The 26,191-nt window shown below is 54.4% G+C and carries 19 protein-coding genes and 8 pseudogenes; 10 read left to right on the top strand and 17 right to left on the bottom strand.

Going from position 1 to position 26,191, the window contains the following annotated elements; genetic code table 11:
* Positions 1-1,041: 1,041 nt before the first annotated feature.
* The 7 genes and pseudogenes from SJY40_RS15895 to SJY40_RS15925 all read right to left on the bottom strand — a co-directional run bounded on the left by SJY40_RS15895 (position 1,042) and on the right by SJY40_RS15925 (position 7,732).
* Positions 1,042-2,201 (bottom strand): IS3 family transposase gene (locus SJY40_RS15895; RefSeq protein ID WP_378949004.1). Its coding sequence is split into 2 segments (ribosomal slippage): positions 1,042-1,952 and positions 1,952-2,201, totalling 1,161 coding nucleotides; the frame shifts between segments, so codons are not numbered across the junction.
* Positions 2,202-2,231: 30 nt separating this feature from the next.
* Positions 2,232-2,357 (bottom strand): annotated as a pseudogene (locus SJY40_RS15900) (hypothetical protein); the annotation flags it as partial.
* A 162-nt stretch (positions 2,358-2,519) separates the two neighbouring features.
* Positions 2,520-2,828, bottom strand: a complete 309-nt coding sequence (locus tag SJY40_RS15905) for a transposase (protein ID WP_378949007.1) — start codon at positions 2,826-2,828, stop codon at positions 2,520-2,522.
* 101 nt (positions 2,829-2,929) lie between these two features.
* Positions 2,930-4,102 (bottom strand): OpgC domain-containing protein, encoded by a 1,173-nt coding sequence (gene opgC / locus SJY40_RS15910; protein WP_378949010.1) that lies wholly within the window; start codon positions 4,100-4,102, stop codon positions 2,930-2,932.
* 547 nt (positions 4,103-4,649) lie between these two features.
* Positions 4,650-5,669, bottom strand: coding sequence for an acyltransferase family protein (locus SJY40_RS15915; RefSeq protein WP_378949013.1), 1,020 nt, complete (start codon positions 5,667-5,669; stop codon positions 4,650-4,652).
* Between the two features lie 615 nt (positions 5,670-6,284).
* Positions 6,285-7,470, bottom strand: a pseudogene (locus tag SJY40_RS15920) (IS3 family transposase).
* Complete coding sequence (locus SJY40_RS15925) at positions 7,430-7,732, bottom strand: transposase (protein WP_378949016.1); 303 nt, start codon at positions 7,730-7,732, stop codon at positions 7,430-7,432. The pseudogene SJY40_RS15920 and the gene SJY40_RS15925 overlap by 41 nt, the downstream one beginning before the upstream one ends.
* Before the next feature lie 55 nt (positions 7,733-7,787).
* Here SJY40_RS15925 and SJY40_RS15930 point away from each other — a divergent pair.
* Positions 7,788-8,364 (top strand): annotated as a pseudogene (locus tag SJY40_RS15930) (IS5 family transposase); the annotation flags it as partial.
* A gap of 186 nt (positions 8,365-8,550) precedes the next feature.
* On the opposite strand, the gene SJY40_RS15935 reads toward SJY40_RS15930, so the two are convergent.
* The 4 genes from SJY40_RS15935 to SJY40_RS15950 form a co-directional block, all read right to left on the bottom strand.
* Positions 8,551-9,348 (bottom strand): capsular polysaccharide synthesis protein, encoded by a 798-nt coding sequence (locus SJY40_RS15935; RefSeq protein WP_378949019.1) that lies wholly within the window; start codon positions 9,346-9,348, stop codon positions 8,551-8,553.
* Between the two features lie 93 nt (positions 9,349-9,441).
* The gene (locus tag SJY40_RS15940) at positions 9,442-10,953 is read right to left on the bottom strand and encodes a lipopolysaccharide biosynthesis protein (RefSeq protein WP_378949021.1); all 1,512 of its coding nucleotides are present in this window, start codon (positions 10,951-10,953) and stop codon (positions 9,442-9,444) included.
* Positions 10,954-10,974: 21 nt separating this feature from the next.
* Positions 10,975-11,874, bottom strand: a complete 900-nt coding sequence (locus tag SJY40_RS15945) for a hypothetical protein (RefSeq protein WP_378949024.1) — start codon at positions 11,872-11,874, stop codon at positions 10,975-10,977.
* A 190-nt stretch (positions 11,875-12,064) separates the two neighbouring features.
* Positions 12,065-12,793, bottom strand: coding sequence for a hypothetical protein (locus SJY40_RS15950; protein ID WP_378949027.1), 729 nt, complete (start codon positions 12,791-12,793; stop codon positions 12,065-12,067).
* Positions 12,794-13,575: 782 nt separating this feature from the next.
* On the opposite strand from SJY40_RS15950, the pseudogene SJY40_RS15955 reads away from it, so the two are divergent.
* The 6 genes and pseudogenes from SJY40_RS15955 (at position 13,576) to SJY40_RS15980 (ending at position 19,079) form a co-directional block, all read left to right on the top strand.
* Positions 13,576-14,761: pseudogene (locus SJY40_RS15955) on the top strand (IS3 family transposase).
* Positions 14,762-14,914: 153 nt separating this feature from the next.
* Positions 14,915-15,160, top strand: a pseudogene (locus SJY40_RS15960) (transposase); the annotation flags it as partial.
* A gap of 33 nt (positions 15,161-15,193) precedes the next feature.
* A pseudogene (locus tag SJY40_RS15965) lies at positions 15,194-15,680 on the top strand (transposase); the annotation flags it as partial.
* A gap of 337 nt (positions 15,681-16,017) precedes the next feature.
* Positions 16,018-16,887 (top strand): glycosyltransferase family A protein, encoded by an 870-nt coding sequence (locus SJY40_RS15970; protein WP_378949030.1) that lies wholly within the window; start codon positions 16,018-16,020, stop codon positions 16,885-16,887.
* Positions 16,888-16,920: 33 nt separating this feature from the next.
* Positions 16,921-17,823 (top strand): glycosyltransferase family 8 protein, encoded by a 903-nt coding sequence (locus SJY40_RS15975; RefSeq protein ID WP_378949032.1) that lies wholly within the window; start codon positions 16,921-16,923, stop codon positions 17,821-17,823.
* 96 nt (positions 17,824-17,919) lie between these two features.
* Positions 17,920-19,079, top strand: a protein-coding gene (locus SJY40_RS15980; RefSeq protein WP_378949004.1) for an IS3 family transposase whose coding sequence is annotated in 2 segments (ribosomal slippage) — positions 17,920-18,169 and positions 18,169-19,079 — 1,161 coding nt in all. Because the reading frame shifts where the segments join, the coding sequence is not laid out codon by codon here.
* A gap of 122 nt (positions 19,080-19,201) precedes the next feature.
* On the opposite strand, the gene SJY40_RS15985 is transcribed toward SJY40_RS15980, so the two are convergent.
* The 3 genes from SJY40_RS15985 to SJY40_RS15995 all read right to left on the bottom strand — a co-directional run bounded on the left by SJY40_RS15985 (position 19,202) and on the right by SJY40_RS15995 (position 21,834).
* Entirely contained in the window at positions 19,202-19,528 is a 327-nt protein-coding gene (locus SJY40_RS15985; protein WP_378949035.1) for a type II toxin-antitoxin system PemK/MazF family toxin, read from the bottom strand.
* Positions 19,525-19,743 carry an antitoxin MazE family protein gene (locus SJY40_RS15990; protein ID WP_378949038.1) on the bottom strand — a complete coding sequence of 73 codons (219 nt, stop codon included), beginning with the start codon at positions 19,741-19,743 and terminating at the stop codon, positions 19,525-19,527. The genes SJY40_RS15985 and SJY40_RS15990 overlap by 4 nt, the downstream gene beginning before the upstream one ends.
* Positions 19,744-20,679: 936 nt before the next feature.
* A complete protein-coding gene (locus tag SJY40_RS15995) occupies positions 20,680-21,834 on the bottom strand; it encodes a hypothetical protein (RefSeq protein ID WP_378949041.1) in 1,155 nt (384 codons plus the stop codon).
* A 567-nt stretch (positions 21,835-22,401) separates the two neighbouring features.
* Here SJY40_RS15995 and SJY40_RS16000 point away from each other — a divergent pair.
* On the top strand, positions 22,402-22,722 hold the full coding sequence (locus SJY40_RS16000) for a hypothetical protein (protein WP_378949044.1): 321 nt from the start codon (positions 22,402-22,404) through the stop codon (positions 22,720-22,722).
* 228 nt (positions 22,723-22,950) lie between these two features.
* Here SJY40_RS16000 and SJY40_RS16005 read toward each other — a convergent pair whose 3' ends face one another.
* Entirely contained in the window at positions 22,951-23,370 is a 420-nt protein-coding gene (locus SJY40_RS16005; protein ID WP_378949047.1) for a helix-turn-helix domain-containing protein, read from the bottom strand.
* Positions 23,367-23,576, bottom strand: a complete 210-nt coding sequence (locus SJY40_RS16010; RefSeq protein WP_378949050.1) for a replication initiation protein — start codon at positions 23,574-23,576, stop codon at positions 23,367-23,369. Before SJY40_RS16010 ends, SJY40_RS16005 begins: the two co-directional genes overlap by 4 nt.
* A 72-nt stretch (positions 23,577-23,648) precedes the next feature.
* Between SJY40_RS16010 and SJY40_RS16015 the strand changes: the two are divergent.
* Both SJY40_RS16015 and SJY40_RS16020 read left to right on the top strand, forming a co-directional pair.
* Positions 23,649-23,849, top strand: a pseudogene (locus SJY40_RS16015) (IS5/IS1182 family transposase); the annotation flags it as partial.
* 475 nt (positions 23,850-24,324) lie between these two features.
* Complete coding sequence (locus SJY40_RS16020) at positions 24,325-24,924, top strand: recombinase family protein (RefSeq protein WP_378949053.1); 600 nt, start codon at positions 24,325-24,327, stop codon at positions 24,922-24,924.
* Between the two features lie 608 nt (positions 24,925-25,532).
* Here SJY40_RS16020 and SJY40_RS16025 read toward each other — a convergent pair.
* Positions 25,533-26,191 (bottom strand): annotated as a pseudogene (locus SJY40_RS16025) (IS5 family transposase); the annotation flags it as partial.

The following is a 26,191-nucleotide window of genomic DNA, read 5'->3' on the forward strand; positions in this document are numbered from 1 at the left end:
GTCCCAGAAGGTTCGCAAGATCGCCGTTAAAAGCATAAACTTGGCTTGTATTGACAGTTACCATTAAAAGATCCCCTAGCCTTGTCAGGCGGTTAGCATAAGCGTGGCGCGATAGGGGGATACCCCCAAATCACCATCGAGCTTCGATATGCAGGGGCGCTTAATTCTGGTTTGTTATGTATAATGTATTTACAATAAACCATGCATGGTACCAACCCGCATTAACCACGTATCTGCCGAATTATTAAGTAAGATGTCAAACGGTTACATTCGTTGGTGCTAATTTTTATTTTTAAATGTATGCACATATAAAATATTTTCCAGCTGTACTTGGATAATGGCGCAATTGGGATGCCACTCCTGAACACATTGATCACAGTCCCGTCGAAACATAGCTGCCGCTCAAGATAGCACAGCACCCTATCAGCCCGATCGGTTCTGCACATTCCCACCACGGTGCGACCAAATCTTTGGTCGTTCCGGACGATCAGCTGCGTCCGGCAGGGCATGCTTTTGATCACCGACCTGCTGTTCGGTCTGGCTACCCTGAACCCGCGAAGTCAGCCATGGAACGCCACGCAAACGTCCTAAAAGGGGCAGGCCTTAAGCGCTGGCGGTGCTGGGAGGCGTAAACAAGGTTTGGTTGATAGGCTCCATGGCTGAACCGTTCTGCGAGGGTCAACAGTTCCAGACAATGAATGTGTTGGACAGCGTTTGTCGTAAAAGCCCAGCCTTGTTTGGCAGCGGCAAGTAGAGGCACTGCAGAATTTGCATATCGTGCTTTTGGCCGAAGTGATTGGACTGGACTACGGGCCGAAACAAACAGTTTAGGGGGTTCGCGCGCGCGTAGCGCAAAGCGCCGACCCGCATCATCGGTGATTGGATTAGCTTCTACAACAACCGCTGCCCTCATCAGGCTCTTGCCATGCGCACGCCGGCCGAGGCATTCAGATTAGCCGCTTAACCTGAGCAGATTCAGATGGGTCAATACAGGTCTTCGACTCCTGATAGATCGTGACCTGCCCCCTGCTGGTCCCTCATTCATAACGAGAGTCTGCAGGTTGGATCTGGGTATTCGGTTGCTCTTCCTGGCGCAAGTGCGCCGGGCGCGGAGCCCTCAAAATGCTCAAGCGCACGGCGCGCTTGCTGCGGCGTCTGGTTACCCAAGGACGAGTGCGGCCTGACCGTGTTATAGTCGTAGCGCCACAGGGCCAGCTTGCGCCGCGCGTCATCCAGGCTGTCGAAGATTTCCTCGTTCAGCAGTTCATCCCTGAGGCTACCGTTGAAGCTTTCAACGAAGGCGTTCTGCTGTGGCTTACCCGGATCGATGTAATGCCACGACACCTCGTTCTCGTCGGCCCATTTCAGGATCGCCCGACTGGTGAACTCGGTTCCATTATCGCTGACAATGCAGCCTGGCTTGCCGTAGAGCCGGATCAGGGCACTGAGTTCCCGGACGACCCGTGCGCCGGACAGGCTGGTGTCCGCGACAAGGCACAGGCATTCACGCGTGCAGTCGTCGATCACGGCGAGGATCCGGAACTTCCGCGAGGCACCGAAGCTGTCGGAGACAAAGTCCAACGACCAGCGCGCGTTGACGCCCGCAGCCGATGGCATCGGGATTCTTGTGCCACGCGCTCGCTTGCGACCGCGTCGTTTTTGCACGGACAGCCCTTCCTCGCGGTAGATCCTGTAGAGCTTCTTGTGGTTCATGATCATGCCCTTGCGTTCTAGAAGCACGCCGATCCGGCGATAACCGAACCGACGTCGCTTTCCGGCGATCTCCTGCATCTCCTTGCGGATCTCGACACTGTCCGGCGGGCGTTCTCGCCGGACTGTCTTTGGATCGACACCGACCAGCCTGCAGGCTCGGCGCTGCGAGATATCATGATCCCGTATCACCCGAAGCGCCGCGTCTCGCCGCTTGATCAATGTCGTCAGCTCTTTCCCAGCAGGTCTTTTAGGACGACGTTGTCCAGCATGGTATCGGCCAGCAGGCGCTTGAGTTTGGCGTTCTCGTCTTCGAGCGATTTCAATCTGGCCGCCTCGGACACCTCCATCCCGCCATACTGGGACTTGAACTTGTAGAACGTTGCAGGGCTGAGGCCATGCCTACGGCACACCTCTGCCGTCGGCATGCCGGCTTCCTGTTCCTTGATCATCCCGATGATCTGCGCCTCGGTGAAACGGCTCTTTCTCATGTGTCTGCTCCCTAAGAGTTGGCGCAGACTCTACATTACGGTGAGGGATTTCGCGGGGGGCAGGTCAATCGGCACAAGTCGCATGAGTTTCATCAGCCGACGAACCCGATGGCGCCCGCACCGATGCCCCTCCCGGTGCATGTGGCGAGCCATTTGCCGCGAGCCATATCACGGCGTCTCGAGGAACTGCCGGTCGATGATGGTCATGAAATTCAGGTTCTCAGCGCTTTCACCGCGCGGCTGGTAATAAAGACCAGAGCGCGCCAGTGACAACAGGCTGCACTGCCGCCGGACGCTGAGATCGGGGGTGATCCTGCTTCACCGCTTTTTGCCTCCAGTGCCGAGAATGAGACTGGAGGCTGCGGACAAAAAATCGCGTTCCACAATCAACTGGCCGATCTTGGCATGCAGCTTTTCGACCTCACCCGCAGAAATCTGCAGCGCGGCGGGCGCACCACTGCCAAAGGCCAAGCCCATGTTCTCGATTGCGGTTCTCTTCCAGCCCGTGATCATGGTGGGGTGAATGTCATACTTCTTGGCCAGTTCAGCTGTCGTCAGCTCCTCGCGAATGGCTTCAAGAGCCACCTTTGCCTTGAAATCCGCCGAATAGCGCTTCCGTTTCGTCATGCAGATCAGTCCTTCGTCAATCGCCAGAGCTTAGCGACCGGTCCGAATTCCTGCGACCACCTCTGTACGTATCTCACCCAAGTGAGATAACATTGCGTATTCTACGATGCCATCCGGCGGTCTAGGCTTTGCACCAGCCATTGTGCCATTCTGTCGGTGATACGCTTAACCTTCTTCATTCCAGAACCAACGACTTCAGACCTGCGCACGGCACGGTCGAAGAAGAAGCTCATGGCACAAATGGTGGCTAGAAGCAGTATAGCCCAGAGCATAGTCGAGCCTAAAGTCTGCGGCTCGGGTTTGACCATATAAAGCAGTATATTGCCCCATGCGAAGGTGAACATGCTTGTGCGTCCGAAGAAAGTCATGCGATCCCAGCCTGCCTTGCTGCCCACTTTCAGGATGTCGCCCAGCCAGATGCAGAACGCTGTCAGCCAAACCGCCATCACTGCGCCTATGGCAAAATAGAATGGGTGGCTGACCATTCTGAGGCTCATGTTTCCCATCGCGGTAAAAATATCCTGCGGCATGACCAGGAAACCGAGCCCAGCCACAAGCGTCGATGCGGCTAGCAAGCCAGACACACATCGTCCCAGGTCCTTGCGTGCGCCGCCGCCGGTCAGGAAAGCGCCCAAACACAGTCCCATTACAACCAAGGTCAAACCGTGCATGATCGACGGTCCTGCCAGCGGTAAGTCGCCAAACCCGGTGACGAATTTGACAACGCGAGCGGCATGCAGCGGCAGACCCAGATCATTCTGTGCGTCCGGTAGCGTGCTTAACCAAAGCCACGCCACCTGCCACAGCAACGATGCCGCAACCAAGGGCAACAGTCCCCATCTATTGCGGGCCCACAACAATAATGGCGCCATTGCCAAAACGACTGCGTAGAATTTCAAGATCTCGGTATAGGGCGAGTTGCCCATGAAGAGCACGGTGCCGATGGAAAATGGCAGCGAGTAGCCGTCATCGATCAAAAACAGCGCAAAAATGCTGATTGCGTACAGAATCCAACACTGCAGAGCCCGCGATACCAGCCTTGTGGCAACTCCCGGACGTGATGCGGGATCGGCCCATCGCGGGCGATAGACGAACTCTAGCATCGTGCCGAAAAGCAGGATGAAAGTGGGCGTCGCGATTTGGAACACTAAGCTCAAAACCAGCGACAGATCTTGTGAGGGGTATCCACCAAGGCCAGTTTCAGCCCAGACATGTGAAGCCATCGCCATAGTGATCGCAAAACTGCGCGCGGCATCCACGCCTACAATTCTCATCGACACATTACCTTTAAATTTTGCGGCTCACTATCTTAAGACCATACAAATGTAAACGCCAAGAGAGATTAGCAACTGTATCCCTTATGTGATCGAAGGCGTCCATTTCTAACGGCCTTTACACAGGGCGTTAGCCAAGTTGACTAGTTGCCGGGCGACCGTGGTTATAATGACCTTGTGCGGTTTCCCGACTTTTGGCAAATGACCTGCGAATGCCTTTATGAAGGGACTGTGACGCGCGGCGAGGGGACAACTTCGCGAGCGTGCGCACGCGGCCGGGCGGAGATCATCCAAGAGATTGCAGGGCGGAAGGATGGGCGTAAAAAAGAGTTCTTTGCTATCTTGCCGCCAATAATCCCCCAACATAGCCGATGGGTTCAAATAACCAAAAAATGGCTCTGAAATCTCACACGCAGTAAGACTTATTGGATCTTATCCCTCCTCCGTCTAAGTTAAAGCCGAGCGGATCATAGAGAGCGTTCGTTGCAAGCGAAGGCACCGACCTAGGTCAGCGGCGCTGGCTGGCGGGGCGTTGCCATTCGCAAAATCACGATGCGGAAAGGGCGCGGTTCCTAGTGAAGGCAAGTGGGAAGTGGTAGAGCCACCACCCGCCCACCCTTTCGACGACGATCTTCAACCCTAAAGACAGCAAGATGGCGGCGACAGTTATAAGAGGCACGCCCAGCATTGAGATAGCCATTTCTCCCTGGGTAGCATTTGCCAGAAGTGCAGCAAGCACGGCTACGATTGGCGAGTGAGCAACATAGATGCCAAATGTGTTCCGCCCCAGATACACAGGAACGCGTCGGGTAAGGTCAAAGCTGCACAAGAAAATTGACATTGCCAGTCCGACGATAATGCCCAGAAATGCCATCAAGAAGGCCATCGTCCCCACCACTGGCGGGGCAAAGCTGCCTTTGTAGATGACTGCGAAGGCCATGCTGAAGGCCAGCAATGACAGCGGGAACGTCGCCGGGGAGCGCAGGGTGTCAGAGTTGATCAGCGGTTTTGCATACCATGCACCGAACAGGAACATGGGCAGGAACTTTAGAAAGTTGTTGTGGGCATAATTGGCGAACTCGATTAGCCCCATATATGTTGCTAGTGATAGCATCAGCGCCACAACGAAAATTGCGTCCCTGCGCACCGTCTCTCCGGCGCGGGCGATGCAAAAATAGATCGCGAGCGCCCAGATGAACCATAGAACGCTACTGGGTTTGTAAAGGAATACGACCCACTTGCTGACTGCCGGTACCGACGTTAGCGGCGACACAGTTTCCCACAGCAGGTGAATGACGGACCACAGCACGAATAGGTAAATAAGCCCCGCTACTTTCCTATAGAAAGCGTCAGAACTTGCGCTTCGGGCTAATTTCTTCATCAAGAATCCCGAGATAAAGAAGAACATTGGCATCCGGATCGGCGACATGAAGTTATTGAGCAGCCAGTAATGCGCATCTGCCATATTCTGGCGGTCCATTGCCATAGTCGTGTGAAACACAACGACCAAGGCAATGGATATCCCTTTAGCGAAATCAAGGTAATCAAGGCGGTTCTCCAAGGTCATCTGTTAATGAATCCTTTGCTGCTCTACGTAACTGCCCGATAAGTACATTTGAGCCTGCCAAAGTCTCAGGGCCAACTCTAAAAAAATTCGGTTTTGCGAGTCCATTAGCAGGCTTGTTGCCTGCCGTCGCCACCTGTCCCTGTCCTCGCATAAATTGGCAATCATTTTTTGTATAAGTACTTGTTAATACTCACGTTATTTTTGTGCACTGCGTCTTCCTCCGGTTGATCCTTGGCGGGCTATAATAAGGCTGGAACCTCTTTGGGAAATTTACGGTTCTCGCTGCGCGCCGTGACGCGCGTGCAAAAGGACCTAGCCGCCCATCTTGCAACCCTTTGCCTAGCATGGAGCGACATTCATGGACGTTTCTGAACAGGAATTTCAAGCTGCAATCCAGCGCGGGGAGGACTTGCGCCAAAGTGGATACGCAGTCAGTGCAGAATACGACGCCCCTTAGAACTAGCTAGGAGTGAGCCTCAACTCCGGCATGGTCATAAAGGCGCCCGTCCATCTAATGCAGAAGCTAGTGGATGCCGATCCTACGGCTCTCGAGGACTGAGGTGCTCCCCCTTCCTTGGACAGGATCTGGACTTGCCCGGCTTTTGTGGAGAGCGTTTAGCTCACTTCCGTGGCCTTTCGCTCGAAGGCGATGGGGCTTTCGAAGCCGAGCGATGAATGTCGCCTGACGGGGTTATAGAACCCGTCGATGTATCTGGCGATGGCGTTTTCGGCCTGCTGGCGGGACTGCCATGCGACCGGCCAGATCAGCTCCGACTTGATGGTCTTGAAGAACGTTTCGACCATCGCGTTGTCGTAGCAGTTCCCGCGCCCACTCATCGAGATCAGGATGCCCCTTTTTCGGAGCAGGGCCTGATAGTTGACAGAGCAATATTGCGATCCGCGGTCGGAATGTTGAACCAGTCCCGACGCAGGGTTGCGAGCCACCAGAGCGCGTCGCAGGGCTTCTACAGCGAGATCACGCTTCAGGCGATCACTCGTGGCCCAACCGACGACGCGCCGGGAGAAGAGATCCAGCACGACCGCGAGGTAAAGCCAGCCTTCTGCCGTCCAGATGTAGGAGATGTCCGGCCCCCCACTTCTGGTCCGGGCCGTCCGCCGTGAAGTCCTGCGCGATCAGGTTGGGCGCGACAGGCCAGGAATGTTCGCTGTCTGTTGTCCGTTTGAATCGCCGTTTTTGCCGCGCGATCAACTGGTTCTCGCGCATCAGACGTGCCGTGCGGTGCCGCCCGATCTCGTGCCCTTCATCCGCGAGGTCGCGCTGCATGCGGGGACTGCCATAGGTGCCGTTCGACAGGGCGAAGGCCGTCCGGATATGGGCCAGATAGACCATGTCCTGTTGCTGGCGACGACAAGCCGGACGGTCCTGCCAAGCAAAGAAGCCGCTCTGGCTGACCCCAAAAACACGGCACATCCGGCTGATCGGGAAGCTGGCCTTCTCCGCCTTGATGAAGCCGAAGGTCATCCGTGGCGGGTTCTCTCGAACCGGTGGCGTTCACCCGCCACATCCCTCTTTCGCGAAGAAGGCCGCGGCTTTTTTTAGGATGTCGCGCTCCCGCTTCAGGACCGCATTCTCACGCCGCATCCGCTTCAATTCGGCGTGCAGATCGACAGAAGCCTCGTTCGGTGCATCGACATCACGTTCTTGGCTCAGCCATCGCGTTAAAGTCGACAGGCCAATGCCCAGATCCTCCGCGATCTTTCGTCGCGTCTGACCGCTGGTCAGTGCCAGCCGAACCGCTTCACGCCGAAACTCCGGCGTCGGTCTGTTCCTGTTTCCCATAGAACACCTCCTGGTTCATCAGTTGGTGTTCTCCACATTTTCCAGGCAAGTCCAGCTTGTCGTATTGGGCATGAATGTCGAGTGGATTGGCCTGCAGGGAATTCTCCATGCCACGCTTGGCATCCTCGACCCAACCCTCGATTTCCGAGGGTGCCAGATCGAAGGATCGGCTCGCTTCCGCCACCGTTGTCTTGCCCTGAATGATCTCGATCACAAGGGCTGTCTTACGCTTGGCAGTCCAACGTTTGATGCTGTCGTCCATCGTCATACTCATTGCTACCTTCTCCTTTGTAGCATGAGCAGATTTTCAGTGGGTCAATACATGGAAGCGTTGGAGCGATAACGGGGTCTTCGCGCGGATCATGGTCGGCCTGGCTGCCGAGGGTGCTGATCCGAAGACGATCATGATCGACGCCACGTATCTGAAGGCGCATCGCACGGCTTGCAGCCTGCGTGCGAAAAAAGGGGGGGCGTGATCGCCAGATCGGACGGACGAAAGGCGGTATGAACACGAAGCTGCATGCCGTCACTGATGCGAAAGGCCGATCCATTCACCTTTTCATGTCGGCAGGACAGGTCAGCGACTATACCGGCGCGGCAGCTCCTCTGGGCAGACTTCCGAAAGCCGACAGGTTCCTGGCGGAGCGGGGCCATGATGCTGACTGGCTGCGAAAAGCGTTGCAAGACAGAGGGGTAAAAGCCTGCATTTCTGGCCGGAAATCGCGCAAGAAGACCGTGGAATACGATAAGCGCCGCTACAAGAGGCGCAATCGCATCGAGATCATGTTTGGTCGGTTGAAAGACTGGAGGCGTGTCGCCACCCGCTACGACAGGTGTCCGGAGACATACCTCTCAGCTGTCGCATTGGCCGCAACCGTCATGTTCTGGTTGTGATAAAGAACGAGTCCTGAGCCTAACTAGTTCTTGACCTTGTAGGTTGAGTGTGTCGATTTTCTTATTAAGCCTAGCTGCCATACTGAATTCACAAGATGAATATCTCACGCGATTTGTGCAACAGAGTTCTAAAAAATTTTCATTTGTTGGCGATTCCATTCTCAGGCCTAAAAAATCAATACGATATCATTTTTTCCTAAACCATCGCGACAATGACCATGAATGGGAAGACGCAGGTTTCTGAGATATTTCGCCTGTTAGTCCCCATTCGATCAACGCCTCAAACAATGATCCCTGCTTTGGGGGTCGTTGAAATTTATGTGTTAGCTTCAAGACCGGCGCTGGCGGATTGGCTAGCTGCCAAGCCAAATCGTCGGGGGCTGAGTTTTTGAGCAGCTGTGCCTCACTACCAAAATGGAAAATGTGCTGCGCCGATACTCTCTCAGCCTGGTTCCAATGTGCGGAAAATTTTGAATTTGATTTCAGAAGCTGACCAAAAAGATTATGGACCCAATAATAATCGTCAGGCGTATTACGCCCCTGCCAGTATTTCTCCATAGCTTGCCGCCACTTATGTATAATGTAATCGTTTTGTTTTGCTGCCAAAAACCAGCTGGCCAAGGGTCTGCCGCCACCGGGGCTTGCCAGCGCAAAAAATCCAGGCGTTGCAGCGCGATCAATCCAGTCATCTAGTGGTCGAGCACAAAGAGTTGTTGCATCGGCCCAAACACCGCCATGATGGGCCAAAAGTTCAAGCCGCACGATATCGCTGAAGGCTTCGGCAGGTGCCGTACTAGCATTGATTCGGGCCCAAACATCGGGCGGCAGGGCGGCTTGCAAACCGGCCCGATCAAGCGCACAAAGTTTCCAATTGGGATTGTTCCGCATCCAGCTTTGCTGGCTAGCCTTTGCGACAGGAGGAGCTTTGTCCCAGCCCTGCAACCAAAGCTGCCAAATAATTCTTGGAACTATCAAGTCGTTCATTTTATTACTCTGCCATAATCATTATATAAATAATAACATAATCCGTTAAGATTTTTTAATTTTCAAGCTTAAGCCACTATGCGATCTAAACATTCAAGCACCAATTCGATCGCGTAATTTTCTGACACCGCCACCGATCATTTGAATTGCATCGGCCTCGGCCGCCTTGGGGCGCCCAGCTAGTCGCCACAGCACTGCAATTGTGATCACATAACTCAGTCCCCCTGCCACACATAGCTGCAGCAAGCGAATCCATATGCCCCAAGCATCGTTCGTCGGCGGCAACATTGTCTCTAGCAGCCAGATCACGCTTGTCATGATCATAGAGGCAAGGGCAGGTCGCAGTAGCAGTTGGAACTGTGCCCTGATGCGCAGATCGCCGACGTCGCGCACTAAGGTCATATTCCAGATCACGTTTACGATGGCGCCCACGAATGCACCTAGCATCGACCCTATCAGCATAGCGTAGGGGCCCTGCGGCGAACCTAGCCAAATTCCTATCAGGATCAGCGGCCAACGAACAAGTGTCGCGCGAATATCACGATAAAAAAGGCGCTGTGTGTTGCCCGTTGCCATCGCAATCGGTTGAACTGCGACGGACGCTTGCAGCGCGGCGGTGACTGCCAGGATCTGCATTACCGGAACGGCCTGCAGCCATTTTTCGCCAACCACCTGTGTCACGAGAGTGGGCGCAATCGCCGCGAACCCGATTGCGCAGGGTATGATCCAGAGGCACATAACCCCCTGTGCACGCAAATACGCCATGCGCAATGCGTCCTTCTGAGTCTTGAAGCGCGAAAAAGCGGGATAGAGTGTTTGTTGGATAGGTTGCGCCAGTTGCTCAAAAATTGTGTTTGTGAGACGATTGCCGAAACTGTATTGTCCCATAATATTTGTTGGCAGAATTGCCCCATAAAGCAGGGGAACCACTCGCCAGTTCAAGGCCTGCACACTGCTTCCTAAGGTTAGCCAAATGGAAAATGACAGAAGATCGCGCCAGTATACAAAGGTCAGACGCGGGCGAATTGGGCAGAAGATATAAGACAGCAGCACCCGCGTTATCTCAGAGGCGAGAGCGCCGAGCACCAGTGCCCAATAGCTGCGAAAGATTAAAGCGGCGGTCATGGCAACGATAAAGCCCATCAGCTTCTCACTGATCTGCATGATGAAGACTTGATGGAAAATAAGTTCCCTCTGGAACATGACGAGTCGTGGATTAGTGAGGGAAACTGCAAAGACCCCGATGGCCATTACATACAGGATGTCGCGCAGACGCTCATCGTCATAGAACTGCGCCACCGCTCCGCTAGACATTGCAAGCAGCACCGCCATGATTACACCGCGGGTTACGGAAATGGAAAAGGCGGTGTGAAAATGGTCATCTTTCGGATCGTCATGTTGAACCAAGGCCTCGGACACTGGCATTTCTGTAATTGATGTCACTACCGCCATGAAAGCAGCGGAAATTGCCACTAGGCCGAAATCCTCCGGCATCAGAAGCCGGGCCAGAACCAGCGTGCTGATAAGACCGAGAGAACTAGCCAGTAACCGACCGAGCGCAACCCAAAGTGCTCCCTTTAAAAGGCGAGCGCGTATATCACCCATTGCGCTTCGTTCCCCGCGGGATCATTGAAAAAACATGACATCGTTGCGCTTGGCAATGCAGTCTCGATCGCGCTGCCAAGCTGCTTCCATCTGTTCGCGTTGGTCAGCCGTCCACGGTGAAAACCGGTCAGAGCTGTCCTGCATCGGATAGAGCTCCTCCAACTCCAACATCCGGAACATGCGCTCTGCCCCTTGGATGTCGTCGGGCAGCGCGGCGCATGCACGGATTGCCCTATCCGAGGCGCTTGGACGAACGTCGGACTGCTGCAATGGCTGCAGACGGGCCAACGACACGCCTGTCATCTTCTGAACGATGAGTGGCTCAAGACGACGGAAATCCTCGTAGGCCCAGACATGTAGACGGGCCTGCGGTAAGGCTGTGCGGATTTGGTCAACAAGCTCTGGCCAGCGCCCTGTCGGGTTAACATGACGCTCGACGAAAATTTCTGGCGCCGGTACTTTCCAGAACCGCGCCGCCTCGCCGTATATGGAAGCTAGGAAATCAGGATAGCTGCGCAGACAAAGCCAAACCTCCAGCGGCCGGTTCTTAGGCAGGGCTTCTGCCAGTCGGGTCAGCCGTGCCCCGGCATCGGGATAGACCGAACCGTTGAAAAAGTCTGAGCCTTCCCCAAGCAGGTTTTCCTCGGATAACAGGATGTTACGGTCAAGGTCAAACCATTCGCGCATTCGGGCCAAAGCGCGATCACCACGAATTAAAGTGCCGAGCCGCCCGCGTCTGCTATACTGATCCATCACTTGCTGTTCCCAAGCCAACTTGAACCGGGGGCGGATATCTTCCGTTGGCCAATATGCCAGACCTTCCTGGGCGAGCGTGGCGCGGTTTTGTAGCAAATACTGCTGAAGATAGGTAGTCGCCGTTTTGTGGACCCCGACATGCAGCCGAACGATTTTCTGCGTCAACTCAATGCTCCCGCTAAGCTGCCTGTCATGCTTTGACAGTCAAATCGCCGCACGAATAGCATAGCTCCATGGCAGCACAACCTTCCGCTTTCCTAATATTTTATTCCGCTGAGAATACAGATCTACGATTCAGCATTTGGTTGAGGAGCCACTTAGTCAAGACGCTGTCGTGTATTGACCGGCATGATTGTCAAAGAGGTAACTTTCGGTCTGTAGCCCAAGATAGATGATGAAGCAAAGCGTGTATAAGCAGGATCACGCCCAACATCTCCAGGGTCTCCTCAAGCGCGATTGCGAACGGCCAGACCCTTCCCTGAACTAGGTCGATCATTCCAGCTTGCGATGCTGCACCAAGAGATTCGATGCCGAGCGCACCAATAAGGAAAATCGTGCCCGCCATGATTATCCGCCAGCGCGTGGAACGGGGTAAACGATAGAGAAATGGCAGGAACAGTAGACCAGCGACAACTACAAACATCACGCCGTAGACGAGCCACTTGTAAAATAGAATGTCGCCGACCCCGGTGATCTTGCCGATGCTGCTTCCTAGTATGCTTCCAAAGGATTCATGAAACATTGTCATTTCATCAAAAGAAAAAAAGAGGCTAAGCACCATTATCCCGTACCAAGCAGCATGCTGGTGCGGGGTTTCATCTACTTGTGCAATAAAATATGCTAATATCCCAGCCAAAAACCAGCAGGCAACCGTAAACCAGGCTGGCAGGTTGCCCTCGCCATTCATGTCCAAAAGCTGCTGTGTGAACTCGCAGGAGCGTGTCATACATTCAAGGTCGATTGCGTGCGTGGCGAGATAGATACCGGCCAATCCTACAGCGCACAGCGCCAGCGTTACAGTAATATACCGCGTGGGAAGATTGGTGGCGCCAGTTAAAGCGCATGAAGAGTGAAGTGGTGTCAAGTGCAAGGCCTAAATATTCGATGTAAACATATTAAAAAAAATTTAAAAGTTCAAGTTAAACTATTTAAATAATTAAAACAATTCGATGCGGTGTTTTTAAACTTCACGCCATTATTTTTGCTCTCGGGTTAAGCTAGGTGGGCCCAAAATGCTTTGTGCACACGCGCTTTAGCGGTGCAGCACATCTCGAAATCAAACCAAAGCATCAGTGTACCACAATTTTTATTGTATGTCCTTCTATGTGGATCAGCGCAAGGGATTCAGGCATTGATTTCATATTTTTGCGTGAATCAGGTCGCCGTAAGGAGGCCTTATCATTAATCGCCCTTTCTCGCTGACTGAGACGCAGATGGAGCGCCTTCGCCTCTACTTCCCTAAAAACCATGGCTGACCGTGCGTTGATGACCTGCGGGTTCTGAGCGGCATCATCTCCATCAACCGCAATGGTTTGAATAGCCTCGTGTATTGTAGCCTCCTTCTTAGCTAATTTTGAGGAAGGAGGCCATGATGGGCAGTAACACTTGCAGTGACGATTTCAAGCGAGATGCGTGAGGTGCCCCCCGAAAACTGGACACTGACGTAAGCTCTGCTTTTGTTGTCTGTTGATCTTCATCACGAGGGAGACCGACGATGTCGAAACGAAAGCAGCACGCGCCTGAGTTCAAGGCGAAGGTGGCGCTTGAGGCGCTGAAAGGCGAGGAGACCGTGTCGGAACTGGCGAGCCGGTTTGGACTTGCCTGGAAAATGTGGAGAACACCAACTGATGAACCAGGAGGTGTTCTATGGGAAACAGGAACAGACCGACGCCGGAGTTTCGGCGTGAAGCGGTTCGGCTGGCACTGACCAGCGGTCAGACGCGACGAAAGATCGCGGAGGATCTGGGCATTGGCCTGTTGACTTTAACGCGATGGCTGAGCCAAGAACGTGATGTCGATGCACCGAACGAGGCTTCTGTCGATCTGCACGCCGAATTGAAGCGGATGCGGCGTGAGAATGCGGTCCTGAAGCGGGAGCGCGACATCCTAAAAAAAGCCGCGGCCTTCTTCGCGAAAGAGGGATGTGGCGGGTGAACGCCACCGGTTCGAGAGAACCCGCCACGGATGACCTTCGGCTTCATCAAGGCGGAGAAGGCCAGCTTCCCGATCAGCCGGATGTGCCGTGTTTTTGGGGTCAGCCAGAGCGGCTTCTTTGCTTGGCAGGACCGTCCGGCTTGTCGTCGCCAGCAACAGGACATGGTCTATCTGGCCCATATCCGGACGGCCTTCGCCCTGTCGAACGGCACCTATGGCAGTCCCCGCATGCAGCGCGACCTCGCGGATGAAGGGCACGAGATCGGGCGGCACCGCACGGCACGTCTGATGCGCGAGAACCAGTTGATCGCGCGGCAAAAACGGCGATTCAAACGGACAACAGACAGCGAACATTCCTGGCCTGTCGCGCCCAACCTGATCGCGCAGGACTTCACGGCGGACGGCCCGGACCAGAAGTGGGGGGCCGGACATCTCCTACATCTGGACGGCAGAAGGCTGGCTTTACCTCGCGGTCGTGCTGGATCTCTTCTCCCGGCGCGTCGTCGGTTGGGCCACGAGTGATCGCCTGAAGCGTGATCTCGCTGTAGAAGCCCTGCGACGCGCTCTGGTGGCTCGCAACCCTGCGTCGGGACTGGTTCAACATTCCGACCGCGGATCGCAATATTGCTCTGTCAACTATCAGGCCCTGCTCCGAAAAAGGGGCATCCTGATCTCGATGAGTGGGCGCGGGAACTGCTACGACAACGCGATGGTCGAAACGTTCTTCAAGACCATCAAGTCGGAGCTGATCTGGCCGGTCGCATGGCAGTCCCGCCAGCAGGCCGAAAACGCCATCGCCAGATACATCGACGGGTTCTATAACCCCGTCAGGCGACATTCATCGCTCGGCTTCGAAAGCCCCATCGCCTTCGAGCGAAAGGCCACGGAAGTGAGCTAAACGCTCTCCACAAAAGCCGGGCAAGTCCAGCTAGACCTTGCACGCATTCGCGTAGAGCCGCACGCCGCAACCGCGGACATCTCGGGAAGCCTGCCGCGCTTCGAGCAGGTCATCGAGCCGGACAGCCTGCTTTGTCCGTGGGACTGTGGTAAGATGCATTGCATCGGCGAAGACCGGACCGAGCGGCTGCGTGTCATCGTGACAGTGCGCCCGAAGTATGCCTGCCGCCGATGTGCCAAGGGCGTGACCCACGCACCGGCCCCCGCGCACCTGATCGAAGGTGGACTGCCCACCGAGGGTGCCATCACATATGTCCTCGTTAGCAAATACGCGGACGGCCTGCCGTTGTATCGTCAGAGCAAGATCATGGCTCGGGCCGGGGTCGAACCACATCTCAGCACGCTGGCCGATTGGGTCGGCACTGCGGCATCCCATCTCGGAATTGATGAGCAAGCACTGGAAGTCCGAGCCGTTGAAATCACAGGAAACGATATCGGCGTCGCACCTGTTCTGCCCGATCTGCTCAGCCAGATCTCGGCCGATGAGCAGATCGGCAGCGTCACCGCCGGCGGTGCCTATGACACGCGCAAGTGCCGCGACGCTATCGCCGAACGCGGTACGCATGCCGTCATCCCACCTTGCAGGAGGGAAAAGCCCTAGAACCCCACAACAGCAGGCGCAATCGCGCGCAACGACACGGCTTCGCGCGTCGAAATACCTTGGTCGCGCTATCTGGCGAAACTGGACCGGATACCACCGCCGAAGCCACGTCGAAACGAAGATGCACTGTATGAAACTGCTAGGCCAATGCCTGATGCCGCGGGACTTCGACCGTCAGGACGCGGAAGTCCAAGTCCGCTTCGCCGCCATGAACGGCTACACCGCGCGTGGCATACCCGTCACTGCGACCGTGAGATGATTCCGTCCGGGGAAAGGTGTAACCCGATCTATCAGCGGATTTATGCAAGAGAACCATTTTTTGGCAAAAGTGAGCCTCAGAACAATTTCACCTAACAAAACGCTGGAGGGGCAGGCTGCATCATTCGCAGTATACACATAAAAGAGATCTCTCTGACTGTCATCGCGCGAAGGATTATGGCAGAGCATGTTCAGTGAGGGACTAAACCACTGTACCTCTGCGCTGCAGAGGCTTTTGCAAATCCTCGAATGAATTTCACAGCCCGCCGGGGCCCATGATGGACTGATTTATGACTTCTGTCTCACCCCTAGCACCGCGCCAAACGACAGAAGTTCTCATGGCTGATCAGCCAACGGTGCAGCCTCTCCTAGGAACGGCTCCTCTGACGATGGACCGCCCGCACTATGGTGCGGTCATCCGAGCCTATCAGTGCACACCGCTGCTGGAACAGGTCGTGGCGGCCCTCCGTGCACAAACTGCTCCACCCGAGTTCATCTTTGTTGTCAACAGTTCCCGCTCTGCAGAAACCGCGGCAAAGTTCGTGGCCCTTGGGCTTACTGTCGTTCCCTACCCAGAGGGAGAGTTCAACTACTCCCGCGCGATCAATGTCGGCGTCGCGGCAAATCCTGCGCCCTTGACGCTGATCATCTCCAGCCACGTTCTGCTGGGGCCGCAGATGGTGGAACGCGGCTGGCGCGATGCGCAGGCTCACGAGATTGAAATCGTCTTTTGGACTCCGCCTAAGCTGGGGCAAACGGGTGACGTTGAATACATCCTTGATCGTCGCAATTTTAACGGCCGAAACGGCGTTTCCAACAGCGCGGCATTGATTCCCACACAACGCATTCTTGATCGGCCCTACCGCGAAGAAGTCTTCTCGGCTGAGGATCAGGAATGGTCTCGCTATTACTATAGGGCTTTCCGGCGAGGCAGCTGGCGCGTCGAGACACCTGAAATGCAATACCTCAACCCCAATCACGGCGATGCGGTCTGGAGCTGGGAAAAGCTTCTTAATGAAGAGCTGGCCATCGGTCATTTCGTCAATCGGCGCTTGATCATGCCGGATCGGATCGTCGCGAGATTTTTGCGAGGTATTCTTGCTATTCTGCGCCGCCGACCCGAGCGGGCGCAGATGCATTTCAGCATCGCGAAAGCTTATTTCATGGCAAACTTTAGGCAACCAAAGGCACAGTCGCGCTATTTCTGAAATACCGCCCGTTCTCTCAGGAGTTTTTTGATAGTGGTACAAGACGACATGATAGAGCTGGTCTGTGTGACGGATGCTAATTATGCGCCACATTTTGCAGTCCTGCTAAAGTCCATAGAGGCGAACAGAGGGGCAGAGCGTGTCCGGGTCCATGCCATTCTTGATGGAGTTGATGCCACCCTTCTAAATCAGGTCCGCAGCGCCGTACCGGGGCTAAATATTCTTGATTACCATGTAACGGGACATATGGCGCTGGACCTGCCACCAATCATGCATATCAGCCGCGCGACCTACCTACGGCTAATCATGTCAGAACTTTTGCCGGTAGAGATCAACCGGGTGCTCTACCTAGATATTGATATGATAGTTACGCAAAGCCTGTTGCCGCTCTGGCAGAGCAATCTACAGGGTCGGCCCTTTGCAGCGGTAGAGGATCACAACCTCTCGGCCAAGGATCTGGTAAAGCGGTTCGGACTGCCATGCGAGGGGCGCTATTTTAACGCCGGTATGCTACTGATCGACATGCAGGCGGAGCGCGCGAGCGGATACCTCGGACAGGCGCTAGAACGACTGAAAGCCGACCCTGACGCCTATCCCTTCGCCGATCAGGATGCGCTGAACGAAGTACTATGGCAGAACTGGACGCCGATGGACATCACGTGGAACTACCAGCGCGCATTTGTAAATGGTCGTAAGGTCTATCGGGCAAACGAACCACGGAGTGTCCACCTGCCGGGTATTCTGCATTTCACCGAGCGCTGGAAACCTTGGAAGTCCGACGAATGGCATCCGTATGCTTGGCTCTATTGGAAGCACTTGCGACACACTCCGTTCTTCGCTGAGATACGGCAGCGTGACAGTATCACCCTGCCGCGTCTTGCAAAGTTCTGGCTAAAGTACCGGCTGGCGTTGATGCGAAGCAAATTGGCAGCCTAGGGTCAGGACTCATTCTTGATCACAGCCAGTGACCTGCCCCCCGCGAAATCCCTCACCGTAATGTAGAGTCTGCGCCAACTCTTAGGGAGCAGACACATGAGAAAGAGCCGTTTCACCGAAGCGCAGATCATCGGGATGATCAAGGAACAGGAAGCCGGCATGCCGACGGCAGAGGTGTGCCGTAGGCATGGCCTCAGCCCTGCAACGTTCTACAAGTTCAAGTCCCAGTATGGCGGGATGGAGGTGTCCGAGGCGGCCAGATTGAAATCGCTCGAAGACGAGAACGCCAAACTCAAGCGCCTGCTGGCCGATACCATGCTGGACAACGTCGTCCTAAAAGACCTGCTGGGAAAGAGCTGACGACATTGATCAAGCGGCGAGACGCGGCGCTTCGGGTGATACGGGATCATGATATCTCGCAGCGCCGAGCCTGCAGGCTGGTCGGTGTCGATCCAAAGACAGTCCGGCGAGAACGCCCGCCGGACAGTGTCGAGATCCGCAAGGAGATGCAGGAGATCGCCGGAAAGCGACGTCGGTTCGGTTATCGCCGGATCGGCGTGCTTCTAGAACGCAAGGGCATGATCATGAACCACAAGAAGCTCTACAGGATCTACCGCGAGGAAGGGCTGTCCGTGCAAAAACGACGCGGTCGCAAGCGAGCGCGTGGCACAAGAATCCCGATGCCATCGGCTGCGGGCGTCAACGCGCGCTGGTCGTTGGACTTTGTCTCCGACAGCTTCGGTGCCTCGCGGAAGTTCCGGATCCTCGCCGTGATCGACGACTGCACGCGTGAATGCCTGTGCCTTGTCGCGGACACCAGCCTGTCCGGCGCACGGGTCGTCCGGGAACTCAGTGCCCTGATCCGGCTCTACGGCAAGCCAGGCTGCATTGTCAGCGATAATGGAACCGAGTTCACCAGTCGGGCGATCCTGAAATGGGCCGACGAGAACGAGGTGTCGTGGCATTACATCGATCCGGGTAAGCCACAGCAGAACGCCTTCGTTGAAAGCTTCAACGGTAGCCTCAGGGATGAACTGCTGAACGAGGAAATCTTCGACAGCCTGGATGACGCGCGGCGCAAGCTGGCCCTGTGGCGCTACGACTATAACACGGTCAGGCCGCACTCGTCCTTGGGTAACCAGACGCCGCAGCAAGCGCGCCGTGCGCTTGAGCATTTTGAGGGCTCCGCGCCCGGCGCACTTGCGCCAGGAAGAGCAACCGAATACCCAGATCCAACCTGCAGACTCTCGTTATGAATGAGGGACCAGCAGGGGGCAGGTCACGCCTTTTGTTCAACCGATCTGGCGACCCCGCCCCCCTTTTTCGCGCGCACGCCGCAAAGGGCGACAAGGGGCCTCTACGACGTCCTCAAAGCATCTCAGCCTGCCAGTCCGAGAAACAGGGCCAGAGAGCGGCTAACGCTAACCATGGCCACGTCATCAAGCGAACCAAAGGCAGGACCGATTTTGTCGGCCTTCACGGTCATTGGCTTGTCCAGCATGATCTGCGATGGCGCCCGTAGGCCGTTTCCGGCGTCGGGTTCGACCGTCATGCGAAGTAGGGGCGCATCTACCAGCGTCGAGGTGACCGGCAGGACCACAACGGAGGCGGTGCCGGGAAACTGATCAGACTGGATCACAAGCGCCGGTCGCGGTTTTCCATAATCGCCCTGCAAGGCGATCGTCACCAGATCCCCGCGCTTCACTTCCAGTCGTCCAAATCCGCCAGGGCGGCATCCATGAAATCTTGTGTGTCGGTATCGGTCCGGTCAGCTTCGGCCACCAGAGCGGCCTGACGGCGGCACTCAGCGGCAAAGCCGGGGCGTCGAGTGTCAGGCACCCAGATCTGGACCGGGCGCAGTCCAGCGGCCCGCAGAGCCGCGCGGCGCTTCTGGACACGTTCGGAAACTGGGCTGGGCATGGCGGCCTCCATTTCCGTTACATGTAACAACTTCTGCTTTTCCCTTCAATCCGGCTGCGGAGGAAGTTTGGCAAGAAATGGAAGTGTAATTTTTTACACTTTCGGAGGGCGACAGCCAGCGCGTCATTGGAGGTCTCTGCGGCGATCCTGAACCTGTGACACCTTTGCGATCCGCCCCGTTCCGCCAGGACCCTGATCCGGCCGGATCTGCGCGGGCCCTCGGTCGGAATGATGACGATAGCAGGAAATGTAATATGTGTTTGTCACTCCGCGACGGACACAGTTGAACCCTAGGAAATACAGGCGGCGAACCGTCGGAACGGGCCGGAAATGTGACAAAAGGCTCGCAGGTTGTTTTTCAGGGGATGGGGGCGCGGCGGAACACCGACCGAACGGGCGCCCTGGGATCGGCGCAGGCAGATGGCAGATGGCAGATGGCAGATGGCAGATGGCAGATGGCAGATGGCAGATGGCAGATGGCAGATGGCAGATGGCAGATGGCAGATGGCAGATGGCAGATGGCAGATGGCAGATGGCAGATGGCAGATGGCAGATGGCAGATGGCAGATGGCAGATGGCAAAGGTCCAGGATGCGCCGCATCCCGGACCTTTGCCTGTTCAACCCTGGGCCTGTGCTCCGGGTGATAACTGGTTTTATGCGGCAACTCTTTGGGAGGGATGGGGATCAGCCGGGGGTTGTGGAAGCTAGGATGCTTTAGGCCGCCATTCGCCGATTGCGCGCACCCGGTCATGCGCATGACCACGATCCCACACCAAACCAAACGAAAGCGGCAGGACAGGTCCGCCCGACGCGCTGAAAAATGGCGCCCTCAGATTAGGATTATGGGGGTTCGCAGAACGATCCGCCCAGTTCCAGACGTATGCGCAACCGCAGACGCCGCTCGGGGCGAAAAAACGCTTGCTCAACAGGCACCGTCAGGTGATCTCGCCGTCGCGTGGCAGGCCATTTGGGGAATGTCGGTTCAGATGATGAACGAGCAAATTGTAAAGCTCTACCTGTTGCAAATTTTTATTTGCATTATCTTCCATTGTCCTATCAAGCTTATCCTTAATGGCTTGTGCAATATCTTCAATATTATATATACCCCCTGTCTGTGCAATGTATTCGTTTAAAAATGGCATTGCTATTTTTGGTTTTTTTATTGTATTTGGTCTGGATTTTTCTAGTTCCCTCAATATTTTAAGCGCTTTTTGGGGGCTTTTTCTTTGTAAATGTGACCTCATAAGCGCAATAGATATTAAATAGTCCCCCGGGTGCCTGTTTAAAGCATACTGGATTGCAATATCAAAAAGTTTTGGCTTTCTTCTGAGTCGCCTTAGAAGAACAGCGAGATATTTAGTGTTGTCTTTTCTCACGCTATGAATAAGCCAATTAATTTGTTCCAGAGAGTCGTGCCCTTCGGATTTTATTGAATTTTCAACTATTTTCTTTAAAGTTTTGCTTAAAATACGAGAACGGCTTAATGATGACAATGGAAAGTGGCCAGAGTATGGAACAAAAATTTCAAGACACGGGATATGTTTTTTTACTTCGGCAACCTGTCGCTTATCAACTCCATGTTGATCATGAATAAGATAGGCAATTTTCGGCATATTGTTTATTCTAGGTGTCAATATGTCAGGTTCATAAACAGTTGTTTCATTGAGATCTCTTAAGGAAAGTTGTTTAGATAAGCGTATGGCATCACTTTTCCAGCGGCGTTCATAGTCGGCGTGGATGTTCCAGATGGGAGCTGCTAAAATTAAATGCGTTACCTTGATAACAGAGGTCATACATATTGCGCCATAACCCCCCATAGATGTTCCATATGCAATAATGTTTTTATAATTTTTTTTTGAAATTATTTTTTCAATTTCTTGCAGGCATTTTTTAAATTCACTGCCTGCATACCAGTCATTTTCAATTGATCTAATAAATATCGTATCATGAGGAAATTTATTGAAAAAATTCTCACCAAAAAATATGTCTTCCTTTACTGAAGTACGAGATGTCAATGTTATGATTAAATGATCGCTATTTTTATTATTATAAATCGCATGATAAAACGAGTTTTCGTAAATATTTAACATCCAAGGCTCCATCCGACATTCTTTGAGTGGCTTATCGTTTGAGGCGAAGATCGCCCAATGTCACTCTCCAGACAAGCACTTCCCGGATCCACCGACGTATAGGGGTCGCGCCAACGCCTGGAACTGGACGTATCTGGCCTTGAAGCAACATCATCCTTCGGGCGCCCTTTTTTTCCAGCGATGCGGACAGACAGTGGGCTAGGTTACGCGGCATCGCCGAGCAGAGAGTCTGAAGGAAGTGTATTGATAAGAAATGAGATATTTTTTACACTTTCGGCCTCACCGAAACGTCTGCGTTTGCAAGGCGTGGGATAGGTCGGGATATGAAGTTCCGGCGGCCCCTTATCCGGACCTTCCGCCACAGGAAGCAACCCGCTGGCTAGGGATCACTTCTTCCAAGACGGGACACGACCAGATCCGAGGCTGCTATAGGCGAGCGGAACCCTTTGGAACGAGATGCCTTCGAAACACAGTCCTTGACTGCACCGCCAATATAATTCTCAGAAATATATTTACTTCACACAAAAATATTGGATATGTGTTGCGAGGATATTTACGAGGAACGATATGCTTAAATTTTTTGCTGCCATTCCTACGGCTTGTTTGCTGGCGGTGCCTGCCAATGCAGGGTGCATTGGAGCTGTAATTTCCGGAAACTGCGCCGGTGCTACAATAGACAGCCCCTTTGTTGGAACAGCCACTAATGAGAACTCGGGCTATCAAGGTAGCTCAGGGTCTTCGTATCAATATGACCTTAGCAATCCTAGTGACAGAAATAGTTACAGTACTGATCTTTCTGCACAGATGCGCGATGCGCGAAGCTTGGATCTTGGCCGCACTCAGGATCGTGGATTGGGCCAGTTCGGCGGCGGAATTCTTAACAATTAATGCTCAAGGTAGAAGCCCTGCATTGATCGCATTTTTCTAGTAGTTGAGACAAAACCCCGGCGCGACCTTTCGGGCCGGGGTTTTCTGCCGCATAAGACCCTATATCACCGAGAACGCTGCCGAGGGTTGATCCGGGTGCGCTTTAGGGTCCCAGAACCAGCCTAGACCCGCTGTTTTTAAGCGTTTGATAAGTGCTCTTATGGGGCTGCAAGCATAAGAGCGCAGGGGTCACGACCGCGACCATGGCCACCAGCTGCGGCGCGGACGATCAGCCAGTTTCTCAGCCATTGCTCGCCAACTGTCCCGGTCGGTTTCAATTGTGGCCAGAGCCTTACGCTCATGAGCGAGGATGGCTTCGGCCACATCTGCACGGGCGGTTTCTGCGGCCAGCTTTTCTCGAAGCTCAGCGATAATTTCTTGGGTGTGCGGGGTGTGCAGATTTAAAGGTGTGCGCACAGTGTGCGCCCTCCAAGCTTCGAGGGCGTCTGGTGTGATCCGCCATTGATTACGATTATCTCTCGAGGCCAGTAGTTCATGGGACTTTATGGCCCTCATGATGGTCCACCGTGACACGTCTGCTACCTGTGCAGCCCGTGCAGGGGACATGTGCTGAAGGGTGTCCACCGGGGTGTGCGGAGCTTTACTCATGGTGGCAAGTTCATCTGGCTGGCGTTCTCGAAGGTAAAACGCAATCGGGTGATTTTTCGACCCCGACGGATCGGCTCAACCTCCGCTGTGATGTTAGTGTGTGCAGCAAGTTCTAACAGCGAGGGGTCGATAACCCATCGACGAGTCTGCGCAAAATTAGCTCGGTAGCTTTTCGGAATTTCCATGATGATGTGGAAGCGGTCCATGTCAACTTCCCAGTTTCCGGTTTCACGGACAGTATTCACAAAAAATGGAGGCGCGAGGCATACTAACTCAGTATCCCGATGCGCAAATCACGCAAAATGCGCGTCGGTGTAAACCACGCGCTCTATGCACTGCGTAACCTTGTCGAAAGGTGCTTCAACAAGCTGAAAAACGCCCGACGGGTCGCTACCCGTTACGACAAGACCGCAGAGAGCTTTCTTGCCTTCGTAGATGTCACATCGATCCGTCTCTGGATCCACCATTTGTCAAAATGACCTAGTTCTATACGCCCATGTACACAGGGACCGGCTGCCAAAGTTTTGTAGTCTTACGAGTGGCGGATGGAAGCCGTGTGGAATGTAGCGAATGGCGTCCAAGGAAGTCCTTGATGGCCGTAGCTTTAACAAAAATTCTATTGGCAGTCGTTCAGATCTCTCGATCGCATGTTGACAAAATCATTGTCTTAAAATCGGTCTTTTTTCACTTCCTTCCCACAGCAAGTCCACCACTCAGCAGTGCGAAAAGTCTGTACAAAAACTCGAGAGGTTCTGACAGGTTTGTGGCAGAGGGTGTCCTTAAGGGGATCGCTCAACGGACGCCCAATCGCCTCCGAGCCAATCCCTGTGTTTGAAGGCGAAACTGATTCTCATTTAGATAGTACGATGATATTATCACTAACGGGGCCTTTTGCGTTACACATGAGAGCCGCCCTGCCCCAATTTCGCTAAGTCACGTTTGAAGGATGCGCCCATGTCAGAAACCCGCGTTGGCTATGCCCGGTGCTCAACCGACAAGCAGGATCTTGCGGCACAAAAGGTCGCCCTTCGCAATCTCGACGTGGCTGAGGAACGCATCTACACTGACCACGGCTTGACCGGGAAAAACCGCGACCGACCGGGACTGGCGCAGGCTTTGGCCGCCGTCAGAACCGGTGACACACTGGTAGTCACGAAACTCGACCGGCTGGCGAGATCGGTTCCGGACGCTCGTGCCATCGCGGACGAGTTGGCGAAGCGAGGGGTAAAGCTTGCTTTGGGTGCGTCAGTCCATGATCCGACCGACCCGATGGGAAAGATGTTCTTCAACATCCTTGCTACCTTTGCCGAGTTTGAAGCCGACCTGACACGCATGCGGACCAAGGAGGGTATGGCAGTTGCTCGCGCGAAGGGAAAGCTGAAGGGTAAAAAGCCAAAGCTGTCGGATCGACGCCAAACAGAGCTTCGGCGCATGTATGACACAGGCGATTACTCGGTCAGTGATCTGGCAGAGCTATTCGATGTCTCCCGGCCGACCGTGTATCGGGTCCTGCAACGTACACCGAGCGTTGAGGTGCCCATAGACACTCGATAGCTGCCCCTTGCTGCGCACCACATGAATCTACGCTTACAGGATCAAGTGTACACGCCATTTCTGTTGGGGAAGGTCAGCTTAGATACCAAAATGGGCATGGATTGTTAGTGAAGTTCGCTCATTGTGGCCTTGCAGCCGCATGGGTGAGCCACAACCTTAAGCATCCAAAGACTACCCTTGGAATAGTGCCTCCACATTGCTCCCGGCCGGGTCACGGATGAAAGCGGCGAGATCGTTGTTATGGTATTTCAAGCTAATATCAGGCGCCATTGTCTGTCCTTCGCAGGTCAAGCCTAGCTCGTAAAAGGCAGCAATCTCGTCGCGACTGCTGGCCCGAAAAGCTAGATAGATCGGCGTATGGGGCTAGATGGTTTTTTGCTGATGAAGAATTAGACACGGTCGCGGCCAAACCCAGCAACGCCACCCTAGGCCTGTCTACGGCGAACTGCTTTTTGATGTCCAGAAAGGTGAGCGCAGCTTCATAAAAGCTATGCACCTCCTGCAGTTGGCCTATCGCAAAATTCATATAGTCGAAAGTGCCTAATGTTAGCTTCCCTTCGGGGGCTTCGATTTTGTTATGGCGCGCTAGGCTCAGGACTCGTTCTTTATCATAACCAGAACATGACGGTTGCGGCCAAAGCGACAGCTGAGAGGTATGTCTCCGGACACCGGTCGTAGCGGATGGCGACCCGTCTCCAGTCTTTCAACCGACCAAACATGATCTCGATACGATTGCGCCTCTTGTAGCGGCGCTTATCGTATTCCACGGTCTTCTTGCGCGATTTCCAAGCGGGGATGCAGGCTCTTATCCCTCTGTCTTAAAACGCTTTTCGTAGCCAGTTAGCGTCATAGCCCCGGTCTGCCAGAAACCACTCGGCCTGCGGGAGGCCGTCCAGAAGAGCTGCCGCGCCGGTATAGTCGCTGACCTGTCCTGCCGACATGAAGAAGCGGATAGGCCTGCCTTTCGCATCGGCGACGGCATGCGGCTTCGTGTTCATGCCGCCTTTTGTTCGACCGATCTGGCGACCGCGCCCCCCTTTTTCGCACGCAGACTGCAAGCCGTGCGGTGCGCCTACAGATACGTGGCGTCGATCATGATCCGGGCGAAGACCCCGTTATCGCTCCAGCGCTTCCAGCGATTATAGAGGGTCTTCGCTGGCCCATATGCCCTCGGCGCATCGCACCATCGCAAGCCATTGCGGTTGATGAAGATAATGCCGCTGAGAACCCGCAAATCATCGACCCGTGGGCGGCCATGGCTCTTGGG

The sequence above is a fragment of the Paracoccus sp. R86501 genome, from assembly GCF_042466435.1.
In the GTDB taxonomy this organism is placed as follows: Bacteria; Pseudomonadota; Alphaproteobacteria; order Rhodobacterales; family Rhodobacteraceae; genus Paracoccus.